The 11,935-nt window shown below is 71.9% G+C and carries 5 protein-coding genes; 1 reads left to right on the top strand and 4 read right to left on the bottom strand.

Annotated elements, in window-relative coordinates:
* Positions 1 to 67: 67 nt before the first annotated feature.
* Both BLJ79_RS02730 and nudC read right to left on the bottom strand, forming a co-directional pair.
* Positions 68 to 2,215, bottom strand: coding sequence for an ATP-dependent DNA helicase UvrD2 (locus BLJ79_RS02730; protein ID WP_071213110.1), 2,148 nt, complete (start codon positions 2,213 to 2,215; stop codon positions 68 to 70).
* A gap of 3 nt (positions 2,216 to 2,218) precedes the next feature.
* Entirely contained in the window at positions 2,219 to 3,184 is a 966-nt protein-coding gene (gene nudC, locus BLJ79_RS02725; protein ID WP_071213109.1) for an NAD(+) diphosphatase, read from the bottom strand.
* Between the two features lie 237 nt (positions 3,185 to 3,421).
* On the opposite strand from nudC, the gene BLJ79_RS02720 reads away from it, so the two are divergent.
* Positions 3,422 to 4,894, top strand: coding sequence for a macrolide 2'-phosphotransferase (locus BLJ79_RS02720; protein WP_071213108.1), 1,473 nt, complete (start codon positions 3,422 to 3,424; stop codon positions 4,892 to 4,894).
* 110 nt (positions 4,895 to 5,004) lie between these two features.
* Here the strand turns inward: BLJ79_RS02720 and BLJ79_RS02715 are convergent, their stop codons facing one another.
* Positions 5,005 to 8,553, bottom strand: coding sequence for an ATP-dependent helicase (locus tag BLJ79_RS02715; RefSeq protein WP_071213107.1), 3,549 nt, complete (start codon positions 8,551 to 8,553; stop codon positions 5,005 to 5,007).
* Positions 8,550 to 11,927 (bottom strand): ATP-dependent helicase, encoded by a 3,378-nt coding sequence (locus tag BLJ79_RS02710; protein ID WP_286135239.1) that lies wholly within the window; start codon positions 11,925 to 11,927, stop codon positions 8,550 to 8,552. The genes BLJ79_RS02715 and BLJ79_RS02710 overlap by 4 nt, the downstream gene beginning before the upstream one ends.
* Positions 11,928 to 11,935 lie beyond the last annotated feature (8 nt).

The following is an 11,935-nucleotide window of genomic DNA, read 5'->3' as shown; positions in this document are numbered from 1 at the left end:
GCGTTGCGCCGGAGCCCGGCCCCGAAGGCCGGACGATTCCGGGAATCCCGGCGGGTCGCGACGCCGGTCATTCCAGGGTTTCCCCGCCCAGGATCGCCAGCACCGCCTCGCCGTAGCGCTCCAGCTTGCCCTTGCCGACCCCCGAGACCCGGCCCAGGTCCGAGAGCCCGGAGGGCTTCGCCTCGGCGATCGCCATCAGCGTCGCATCGGTGAAGATCACGAAGGCCGGCAGCGAGTTGGCCTGGGCGACCGACAGCCGCCAGGCGCGCAGGGATTCGAACACGGCCTCGTCGTAGCCGGCGGGGCAGTTCCCGCAGCGGCCCAGCTTCCGCTCGGTGGCACTGGTCAGCAGCGTGCCGCAGACCCGGCACATCGGCGGACCGGCCGGGGCCCGCCGCCGGACGGCCCGCGGGGCCGCGGCCGTCGATGAGGTTCCCGCCGGGCGCAGCCCGTCCAGGAAGCGCGAGGGCCGCCGGTTGGCCCGTCCCCCGGGGGTGCGCGCCAGCGACCAGGACAGCCCCAGGTGCATGCGGGCGCGGGTGATGCCCACGTAGAGCAGCCGGCGTTCCTCGTCGTAGCCGGCCTGGTCGTCGGCGAAGGAGATCGGCATCAGCCCCTCGGAGAGCCCGACCAGGAACACCGCGTCCCACTCCAGGCCCTTGGCCGCGTGCAGCGAGGCCAGCGTGACGCCCTGCAGCGTCGGTGCGTGCTGGCTGGCGGCGCGCTCCTCCAGCTCGGCGACGAAGAGCCCCAGGGTGAACGGGGTCTCGGCCCCGGCCCGTGCCTCGGCCATCTCGTCGGCGAGCGCCACCAGGGCGGAGAGCGACTCCCATTTCTCCCGCACCGCGCCGGAGGCGGCCGGGGCCGTGGCGCTGTAGCCCAGGGAGACCAGGATGTCGCGGGTCAGCTTCGGGACCGAGTCGCCGTCGGCCTCGGTGGTGGCGTGGCGGGCGGCGGAGCGCAATTGCAGCATCGCGTCGCGGACCTCGCGCCGGGCGAAGAAGCGTTCCCCGCCGCGCAGCAGGTAGCCGACCCCGGCGGAGGCCAGGGCCTGCTCATAGGCGGCGGACTGCCCATTGGTCCGGTACAGGATCGCGATTTCCGCCGCGGGGGTGCCGGCCGCGATCAGCTTCTTGATCCGCTGCGCGATCTCCGCGGCCTCGGCCTCGTCGTCCTTCGCCTCGAAGAAGCTCGGCTCCGGTCCGTTTTCCCGCTGCGCGATCAGTTCCAGCGGCGTGGGCCAGGGATGGTCGCGGTCCGGCACCCCGGCCTCGGGGCGGCGGGCGGCCAGCACCCGGTTGGCCAGGTGCACCACCTGCGGGGTGGAACGGTAGTCGCGCACCAGCTTGACCACCGGGGCGTGCTCGTAGCGCGCGGTGAAGTCCAAGAGGTGCCGCGGGGTGGCACCGGTGAAGGAATAGATGGTCTGCGAGGCATCCCCCACCACGCACAACTCGTCGCGCCCGCCGAGCCACAGATCCAGCAGGCGTTGCTGCAGCGGGGAAACGTCCTGGTACTCGTCGACCACGAAGTGCCGGTACTGGCCGCGCACCGAGGCCGCGACCCGCTCGTCGTCCTCCAGGATCGCCACGGTCAGCAGCAACACGTCCTCGAAGTCGATGAACTGCCGATCGGTCTTCACGTCCTCGTAGGACTGGAAGATCCGCGCGACGGTGGTCGGGTCCAGCCCGCCGGGTTCCCCGCGGTCGGCGGCCGCGGCGGCGGCGACGTAGGACTCGGGGGTCAGCATCGAGACCTTCGCCCATTCGATCTCGCTGGCCAGGTCGCGCACGGTGGCGCGGTCCGCGTTGGTGCGCAGCCGGCGTGCCGCCTCGGTGATCAGCGGCGCCTTGTAGTCGACGATGTTCGGCAGGTTCCCGCCGATGGCCTGCGGCCAGAAGTACTGCAGCTGGCGCAGCGCGGCGGCGTGGAAGGTGCGGGTCTGCACGGCCCCGGCGCCCAGTTCGCGCAGCCGGGAGCGCATTTCCGCCGCGGCCCGGGCGGTGAAGGTCACCGCGAGCATCGAGGAGGGCTTGTACACCCCGGTGTGCACGCCGTAGGCGATGCGGTGGGTGATGGCGCGGGTCTTGCCGGTGCCGGCCCCGGCCAGCACGCACAGCGGGCCGCGCAGCGTCGTGGCGACCATGCGCTGTTCATCGTCCAGCCCGCCCAGGATCCGGTCCTCCAGGGCGCTGGTTCCGGTTGCTTCGTCCATGTCCTAGTTTTCCAGGCGTTCGGGTTCGGGCAGCACGCCGCCGAACCAGTGTTCGATCAATGCGCTGGCGATCGAGGTGCCCGAGGGCACCCCGATGGCCCCGGAGCGGACCTCGGCGGCCAGCTCCTCGCGGGTGAACCAGCGCAGGTCGATGATCTCCACCCCGTCGGGCACCAGCTCGGTGCCCGTGGCGGTGGCGGTGAACCCGAGCATCAGCGAGCGCGGGAAGGGCCAGGGCTGGGAGCCCATGTAGCGGGGGTTCTGCACGATGACCCCGGATTCCTCGGCGACCTCGCGGATGACCGCGGATTCGAGGGATTCGCCGGGCTCGACGAACCCGGCCAGGGTGGAGAAGCGGGTGCCGCCCCAGGCCTTGTTGGCGCCCAGCAGCAGCCGGTCGTCCTCGTCGGTGATGGCCACGATGACGGCCGGGTCGGTGCGCGGGAAGTGCTCGAGGTCCTCCGCGGCGCAGTGCTTGACCCAGCCGGAGTCCCGCAACTGAAGTTTCCCGCCGCAGCCCGGGCAGAAGTTCATCGAGTGGTTCCAGTTGGCGATGGCCACTGCCTCGACGAACAGCCCGGCATCGCGCGCGCCCAGCCCGGCGGCGACATCGCGCAGGCCCAGCCACTGCTCCGGGTGGGTGGCGGCGGTGCCGGCCGCACCGTCGTCCGCGGCCGGGGCCTCGGGGAAGGAATCCAGCACGATTTCGGTGCTGCCGTCGGAGCCCAGGTAGATCTCTGTCCCGCCGGCCGGGACCTGCGTGCCCTCCAGCAGCACCAGTTCGCCGTCGAGCACCCGGGCGCGGCCGCCGATCATCACAAGGTGCCGGGTCCTGGTGTCCGCGCGCAGCGCATCGAGCCAGCCGGCCTGGGTGCGCCGTTCGCAGCCGCGGTCGATGGCGGTGCGGGCCAGGGGCAGGGCCCCTAGCTCGGGGTGGCTGGTCACGGGTTGCTGCACGGTATCGCTCATATCATCAACCGTACTGACCCGACCGCCACAACGCATACTTCGGGGCGCCGGTTGTGGCTATCGGCGCACCCTCCGCGGCGGACGGGCCGGTGGCCGGCGCAGCCACCCGGCCCGGCCCCGGGGTGCGCGATAGCCGGCGGCGGGCGGGGATTGGACGCAAAACACGCGACTCGCCGCCGCACGGCAGGACTCGAACAGCCCTTGCGGTCTACGGTGGAGGATGTGAAACGCTCTCCCATGGAACTCGCTGCCATCGCCACCGCTGCGGTCCCCGGCTTGGCGCCCACGGGCGTGGCCTCGTTGCCGGACGACGGCAATGATTTCGACTCGGTGCTCATCGTCGACGCCGCCAAGAACCGCTGGCGCGTGCGCTCCCCCCGCCACGAGGAAGCGTCGATGCGCCTGGAATCGGAACTGGCCGCGCTGCGTGCCTTCTCCGCCGGCATCCGCGCCTCGCTGCCCTTCCAGCTGCCCTCCGTTGCCGGAACCGTGCGGCAGGGCCCGCTGCGCACCTTCGTCTACAACCACCTGCCCGGCAAGCAGTTCTCCCTGGAGGACCTCGTGGGGCAGGGTTCGCGCTGCGCCCGGGACCTGGGCGCCGTGATGGCCGCGATCCACTCGATGCCGGCCTCCGCCATCGACCGCGCGGATCTGCCCTCCTACACCGCCGAGCAGGTGCGCCAGCGCCGGCTCAACGAGCTGGACGCCGCGGCCACCACCGGCATGATCCCCTCGCGGCTGCTGCGGCGCTGGGAACACGCGCTGGAGGACGTGGCGCTGTGGCGCTTCAACGCCACCGTCATCCACGGGGACCTGCACGAGGACCAGCTCCTGGTCCAGGACGCCAAGGTCGTGGCGGTCACCGGCTGGACGGACCTGCAGGTCGGGGACCCGGCCGACGACTTCGCCTGGCTGGCGGCGGTGCACGAGCAGTCCTTCGCCGAGGCCGCCTTCGAAAGCTATGTCGCGGTGCGCGGGGACCGGGCCGATCCGCACATCATGCGCCGTGCCGCGCTGGCCGCCGAGTTCGCCCTGGCCCAGTGGCTGGTCAAGGCCATTGCCGGGGGCGACGCCGAGCGCATCGCCGAGGCCAAGGTCATGCTCGAGGAGCTCGACCACGACATCGCCGAGTACGGCGGCCAGCCGATCTCCGTGGTGGAGCCCCCGCGGGCGGCCAAGCCCGAGCCCGCGGACGCGCCGCCGGAACCTGTTCCCTCCAACGAACGCGTCACCGTCATCGGGATTGATGCCGCCGACGACGCCGGGGACACCGCCGAGGACAATGAACCGGCAGGGAAACACGCTGAGCCGGAAACCTCTGCCATGCGGATCCTGCCCTCCCCCGTGAGTGCCGCGCCGGCCCCTCCAGCATCCCCGCCGGTCCCGACCGCAGCCCCGATGCATCCGGCCAGCGCCCCGGTGGCATCCAAGAAACCGGTGCCGGCACCCGTTGCCGCCGCGGCCACGGGATCCGCGGTTTCGGCAGCCGAGGCTTCTGCACCCGGGTCCGCGAACTCCGATGGCCCGAAGACGCCTGTTGACGCGGATCATTCGGACAACAAGGGCAGCGACGAAGCCGGCAACCAAGAACACCCAGACAAGGACACGGCGGGAACGCCCACGGACGATGCCCCGGCATCCGGACGTTCGGCCGCGGCAGCGGAACCAGAGACCTCCGCAATCCCGGTCCAGAAGCTCGAAAAGCAGTAGGCGGCAGCAGCCCGGCGCCTCGATGGCGCCGGACCGCACGTGGCTTCAACTTCGGCTTCGGCTTCACACGCGGCAAGGCGCCGCGACTGGCCCTCAGGCGTGTGCCGGGCTTAGCCCTCGATCGCCGGCACCCGTCCCAGTTGGGCCATGGACGCGGTGATCAGTTCCTCCAGTTCCGCCTCGTCGGCCAGGTCGTGCGGCCGGATGGTGGTGCCGGATCCCACGTAGTAGAACGCCGCGCGGACCTGGGATACGTCGATGCCACGCAGGCGCGCCCAGCCCAGCCGGTACACCGCCAGCTGCAGGGCCTTGATCCGCAGTTCCTCCCCGCGCGGCACCCTCCCGGTCTTCCAGTCAACCAGCAGCCAGGCTCCGTCGGGCTCCTTGAAGATCGCATCGATGCGCCCGCGCACCGACACCGGGCCGATCCGGGTCTCGATCGCGGCCTCCACGAACGCCGGCTGCCGGTTGGCCCATTCGGAGTCGAGGAACGCGGCCTTCATGTCCTCCAGGTCCAGCGCGTCGTCGATGTACGCGTCGGCGGCCTCCAGGTAGTCGCCCAGTTCCAGCATCCCGGTGGAATCGAAGTACTCCTCCAGCCAGGCGTGGAAGGCGGTGCCGCGGCGGGCGGCGGTGCCCGGGCGGCGCGGGACCGGGCGGCGCAGCTCGGCCAGCACCGCGGCGGCATCGGTGGCCAGGTCCACGAAGACCGAGGCACGCACGTGCTTCGGGATCGCGGTGGTCCGCTCCTCGGCGGCTTCCTGGGCCTGGCGGGCCAGCAGCAGCTCCGCTTCGTGGAACCAGGCCTTGCCGGTCGGGGTCGACCAGGGTTCCTGCGCCTCGGGCCCCTGGCCGACGGACGCCGGTTCCCGGTGCCCGTCGCTGGAATCCTCGCCTGAACCATCGCGGGATTCTTCCCTGGCCCGCGCGGCGGCTTCGAGCACCGCCGCCGCCGAGGCCTCCAGCTTGGCACGGCGTCCGGCCGGGCGGGGACGGACCACCCCGCCGCCGGAGACGACCGGGCCTTCGAGCGGGTCGTACGGCCAGCGGGCCTCCAGCGGCGCCTCGCGGAACGGGTTGGCCTCCGGCGCGTCCTCGTCGGCCACCCACAGGGTGGTCGTCGCCGACGGTGCCGGCCCCTCGGACAGCGGGCGCATGTCCAGCAGGAAGCTGGAGGGCTCGGTCAGCTTGGTGCGCGTGCCGGTCCAGGCGGTCGCCGAACAAATCAGCAGCGACTTGGCGCGGGTCAGCGCGACATAGGCCAGCCGGCGTTCCTCCAGCTCGGCGTGCGCGAGCACCTCGGACTTGAACAGCGCCTCGGCCTTGACCACGTCGAAGAGCGATTCCTGGTCGGTGTCCCACTGCGGCAAATCGTGCTTGTCCCCGCGCAGCGGCCACGGCAGCGCCGCGTCCCCGCTGGTCCAGCGCGAATCGCTGGCGCTGGGGAAGATGCCCTCGTTCATCCCGGTCACCGCCACCACGTCCCATTCCAGGCCCTTGGAGGCGTGGATGGTCAGCAGCTGCACCGCATCCGGGTTCGGCTCCCCGGGCACGATCGCCAGTCCGCCCTCCTTCTCGGCCGCGGCCTCCAGCCAGGTCAGGAACCCGGCCAGGTCGACCCGGGTGGAGGTGGACGCGTAGTCCTGGGCGATGTCGGCGAAGGCGTCCAGGTGGCGGCGCGCCTCGTGGATGCCCACCCCGGGCTTGGCGGCCACCTCGATGTCCAGGCCCATCGCGCGTTCGGTCTCGCGCAGCAGCGTCTCCAGGTCGTCGTCGATGAAGCCGCGCAGGTAGCGCAGCTCGTCGCGCAACTTCCGCAGCCGGCCCAGCGCCTCGGCCCCCAGTGAGCGCCCGTCGCCGGAGACCCAGTCGGGGTGCGGCAGGYAGTCCAGCGCCTCGATGAGGCTCGCGGCGTCGTTGAGCTCGGCCCGGGCCTCGCCGCGGGTGACTTCCTCGGCGCTTTCGGGGGCGTCGAGGTTTTCGGCCACGCCGTCCTTGAGCGCGAATTCGCGGCGGCGGGCCAGGAAGCGCGACCAGTCGGCGAAGGCCATCAGGTCCGCCGGGCCGATGCGCCAGCGTGCCCCGGCCAGCAGCCGCACCAGGTGGTCGGAGCGGTTCGGATCCACCAGCACGTTGAGCGTGGCGACGATGTCGGCGACCTCGGGCATGCCCAGCAGCCCGCCCAGGCCCAGGATTTCGTACGGGATGCCGGCGTCCTCCAGGCCGCGGGCGATGGGCATCAGCGCCGAGCGGGTGCGGCAGAGCACCGCCATCGACGGGTTCCGTCCGTGCGCGGCGGCAAAGGAGCGGCGTTCGGCGGCGAAGCGGGAAGCCAGGGCCGCAGCCTCCTGGGAGCCGGTGGCGTAGCGGGCCAGCTCCACCGTTCCGGTCCCGGCGAAGGCGCTGGGCTTGAGCGAGGGCACCGAGATGCCCGAGGGTGCGACCGAGTTCAGCTTCGCGGAGACCGCGTTGGCCGCCGAAAGCACGTTGACCGAGTTGCGCCAGGCCGTGGACAGGTAGGCCACCGAGGCCGGGCGCAACCGCCCGGGGTCCTCGCTCTCTCCCTCGTCCCCGGAACCCGGGCCGCTGGTGCCGTCGAGGCGCGCCGGGAACTCGGTCGGGAAGCGGAAGAGCTGCCCGGCGCTGGCCCCGCGGAATCCGTAGATGGACTGGTTGGGGTCCCCGACGGCGGTCAGCGCGTGCCCGTCGCCGAAGATGCAGGAAAACAGCACCATCTGGGCGTGCGAGGTGTCCTGGAACTCGTCGAGCAGCACCACCTTGAACTTCGCCCGTTCGCTGTGCGCCGCCTCCGGGATTTCCCGGGCGATGCGCGCGGCCAGCGCCACCAGGTCCCCGTAGTCCAGGGCGCCGCGGGCGGCCTTGGCCCGCGCGTAGTCCACGGCCAGTTCGGCGATGGTGGCGCGGGTGCGCAGCCTGTCCAGCAGCTTGCGGGCATCGATCGAGGGCGCTGCCTGCTTGTCTATCCGGTAGGGCAGCGCCTCGAGCCGACCCACCAGCGTATCGATCCATTCCTTGGCATACACCGGGTCCACCAGGTGCTCGGCGCATTCCCCGGCGAAGGTGACCACGGCGTCGATGAGCGTGTTCTTGGAGGAGGCCAGGTGCTCGTAGTCCCCGGCGTAACCCTCGACGACCGCGGCGGCGACCTGCCAGGCCTGGGCGGTGCCCAGCAGCGCGGTGTCCGATTCCACGCCGATGCGCAGCCCGTGCTCCTTCACCAGCGTGTTGGCGTAGGAGTGGTAGGTGGACACCGAGGGATCCAGCAGGCCTTCGTCCTCGAGTTCCAGCAGCCCGGAGCGGGCCAGCTTTTCCAACTGCCCGCGGATGCGCTGGGCCAGTTCCCCGGCGGCCTTGCGCGTGAAGGTCACCCCGAGGATCTCCTCGGGGCGCACCTGCTTGTTGGCGACCAGCCAGATGACCCGGTCGGCCATCGTGGCGGTCTTGCCCGACCCGGCTCCGGCGATCACCAGCAGCGGCTCCAGCGGCGAGGAAATGATCGCCGACTGCTCCGGGGTCGGCTGGTGCTGGCCCAGGATCTCCGCCAGCTCCTCCGGCGAATACACCCGCGGCGGCTCCGTGCCGCCGAGGCTCGGTGCGGACACGGCCTCCGCCTGGCTGGCTTCTTGGGTGCGGTTCATGGCTCGGTGACCTGCCTTCCTTCGGAACATAGTGGACAAATCCCCGGCAGCCGGCAGTTGCTGCCGCTGCGCCCGCCGCGGGCCGGGTCGTGGCGCGAGAGGAAGTCTGCGTCGCCCATCAACTGGGCGGCGGCCAGCACCATCGGTGTGGCCCAGTCCGTCTCGGTGATGGCCGGTTGCGCCTGCTCGCGCGGGGTCTTGGTGCTGGTGCCCAGCTGCACCAGCGACGCACCGGCGGGCACCGTGGTGAGCTCCTCGGCGGTCTTCCCGGCCAGCGCCCCGTTGATGATCGCGGCCTGGTAGGCGCCCAGCTGTGGGTGGTGTTCGACGTCCTTGCCGCTGGGCTGGGACTTGCCGGTCTTCAGGTCAACGACCCACGGGTTCCCCGCCGCGTCGGCCTCCACCCGGTCCACGACGCCCCGCAGCAAGGCGGCACGCGGAGCCCGCGGATCGGCCGGCGGCTGTGGCCCGTCGGCTCCGGGCACGTCCCCGGGCCCCGGCACGTCCACGGACCCGGGTGGGTGGATCAGAACCTCGAAGGGGATTTCCCGGCCGATCAGGCGCCGCTTCTCCGTGCTCATCATCACGTTGTACTGCGCCAGTTTCTTCAGCATCGACTCGGCCCGCTCGCGGTCCCGGGCACCCTCCCAGTTCTGCGGCATTTCCAGTTCGCCCCAGCGCTCGTCAAGCACCCGCTGGTATTCCCCGCCGCTGGCCTCGGGGTGTTCCTCGGCGATCGAGTGGACCAGGGTGCCCAGGGAGCGGGCGAAGTCGGTGGCCGCCTCTCCCCCGGCGGCCTGGACAAACCAGTTCAGCGGGGAATTCATCACGGACTCGACCTTCGACGGGGAGACCTTCACCGGTTCCCCCGGCGGGACCACCGGCCCGTGGGAGGTGGACTCGGCAAGACCCCACCAGCTAGCCGGGTGCGCCCCGCGGATCGGGTGCGGCGCGGCAACCAGGGCGCCGAGCACCGCGGTGGCATCGCGGTGCAGCGGCTCGCGGGCCGCATCCAATGCCGTGGCCTCGGCCGCCTGGCGCAGCTCCGCCACCAGCGCGCCGAGGGTCCGGGGCCGGGGCACGAAGGCCGCCGCGCGTCCCTGGACCGCGCCGACGGGGTCCACGAGGTCCAGGAAGGAGGAAGGCGCCGTGTCCTCGGAGGCCACGGCGATGGCAATGACCTTCTCCCGGGCGCGGGAGAGCGCGTTGGCGAAGGTGCGCAGCTCGTCGGCACGGGTCTCGCGGATCAGCGAGGCGATGTTGCGCACCGGCAGGATCTGCGGGCCGTGCTCGATGACGTCGCTGAGCGCACCGCCGCCGAGCAGCTCGCCGCGCAGCTTGGTGTTGGGCCAGATCCCTTCCTGCATCCCGGGCACCAGCACCAGGTCCCATTCGCGCCCGGCGGCCGCCGCGGTGGTGAGCACCTGGACGGAGGCAGCGGACCCGCCGCGGCTGGCCAGGGTGTCCATGGGCAGTTCCTGGCCCAACACGTGCTCGACGAACTGGGCGACGGAGGAGCCGGGCAGCTGGTCCACGAAGCGTTCGGCGGACTGGAAGATCGCCAGCATCGCATCCAGGTCGTGATCCGCGCGGGTGCCCAGGATGCCGCCGGCCAGCGCGGCGGCGCTCCACTTCTCCCCCATGCCGCTTGCGGCCCACAGGGCCCACAACGCTGTTTCGGCGTTCACGTTGCTGCCGGCCAGCTCCTCGCGCAGCGCGCGGTACATGCGGGCCAGCCTGCGGGCGCCGGCGGCCTCCCGCCCCATGGTTTCCAGCAGTTCCAGCTCGTCGAGCATCCCGGCCAGCAGCTCGGCGCTGGAGCGGTTCCCGCCCTGGGCGACCTCGTGGCGGCGCAAGCCCTGGCGCAGCCGGCGCACGTCCAGTGCCGAGGCGTTGGCGTAGCGGGACATCAGCAGTTCCTGCAGCAGCAAAGGGTCCGCCGGCGCCCCGGGCGCCAACGCCAGGGACATCAGATCCAGCAGCGGGCGCACTGCGGGTTCCTCGCGCAGCGGGGTTTCGGCCGGCGGGGTGTTCACCGCGATCCCGGCCCCGGCCAGGTACTTGGCCATGGACCGGACCTGGGACCCGTTGCGCAAGATCACCGCCATGGACTCCAGCGGACGGTGGTTGATCAGGTGTTCCTCGAGCAGGCGCTGGGCCACCAGGCGTTCCTCGTGGATCGGCGAATCGACCAGCAGCACCTCCAGGCAGCCAGGTTCCGGGGCACCGGGTTCGTCGTTCCCGGAGACCTGCCCCCCGGTTTCGGTTCCCTCGTCCGCGGCCGTCTCCGGCACCTCGGCGGTGGCCGGTGCATCGGGGAACTCCAGCTTCCGTCCGGCGCCTCCGGCGGCAACCGGGATGCGCCTGGCGACCTTGCCCCAGGCCTCGGCCAACTCAGGGTTCAACCGGTAGGAAGTGCGCAGTTCCAGGATGCGCGCGGGCGCGTTCCCGGTGCCCAGCCGTGCCTCGAACTCGCCGAGCATGTCGGGGCGGGCACCGCGGAAACCCTGCACCACGTTGTCCGGGACGGCGAAGGCCACCAGGTCCCGGCCCCGGGCCAGCAGCGAGAGCAGGTGGTGCTGCGCGGGGTTCGCCTCCTGCAGGTCATCGACCATCACCAGGTGCAGGCGCTCGTGTTCGGCTTCCAGGAACTCCGGGTTGTCCTCGAGGATGTGCGCGGCGGCGGCCAGGAGCCCCGCCGGGTCGAACGCCTCGGCGCTGCCCAGGTCCAAAAGGTCCCGGTATTCCTGGTAGAACTGCGCCGCTGCCACCCATTCGGGACGGCGCAGCGACTCCCCCAGGTCCTGCAGCGCACCGGCCTCCAGCCCGTGCTCGGAGATCCGGTCGAAGAGTTCACGCAGTTCCTTGCGGAAGCCGCGGGTGCCGATGGCCTCCCCAAGGGACTCGGGCCACTCCGGCCCGGGAGTGATGCCCAGGGCGTGGCCCTCGAGCAGGTGCCCGATCAGGGTGTCCTGCTCCGGACCCGAGAGCAGTCGGGGCGGCCGCTGCAGCGCCGGCAGCAGCCCGTCGAGCCGGGCCCTGCGGATCAGGTCGAAGGCGTAGGCCGACCAGGTGCGCACGGCGGGTTCGGAAAACGTCTTCTCGGTGCCGGCGGACAGGTCGTCGCGCAACGTGGCCGCGGCGGAACGCGTGGGGGAAAGCACCAGCACATGCTGCGGGTCAAGCCCGGCATCCAGCCGGTGCGTGAGCACCCGCAACAGCGTGGTGGTCTTCCCGGTGCCCGGTCCGCCCAGGACCAGCACCGGTCCATGGCCGGGTGCCAGCTCCAGGAGTTCTTGCTGGTCCGGGTCGGCGGCCAGGGAATCGGCCGGGGCGGTTGCCACGGTCTCCGGGGCGGATGCGAGGGTGTCCATGTGCTCCA

Source organism: Arthrobacter sp. UCD-GKA, assembly GCF_001863355.1.
Lineage (GTDB): Bacteria > Actinomycetota > Actinomycetes > Actinomycetales > Micrococcaceae > Paeniglutamicibacter.
This window is presented reverse-complemented; position numbering and strand designations above follow the sequence as displayed.

What these genes read in the sequence shown, in the direction of transcription:
- nudC (WP_071213109.1), bottom strand. Translation starts at nt 3,184, where the DNA reads ATGAGCGATACCGTGCAGCAACCCGTGACCAGCCACCCCGAGCTAGGG.
- BLJ79_RS02720 (WP_071213108.1), top strand. Translation starts at nt 3,422, where the DNA reads ATGGAACTCGCTGCCATCGCCACCGCTGCGGTCCCCGGCTTGGCGCCC.
- BLJ79_RS02730 (WP_071213110.1), bottom strand. Translation starts at nt 2,215, where the DNA reads ATGGACGAAGCAACCGGAACCAGCGCCCTGGAGGACCGGATCCTGGGC.
- BLJ79_RS02710 (WP_286135239.1), bottom strand. Translation starts at nt 11,927, where the DNA reads ATGGACACCCTCGCATCCGCCCCGGAGACCGTGGCAACCGCCCCGGCC.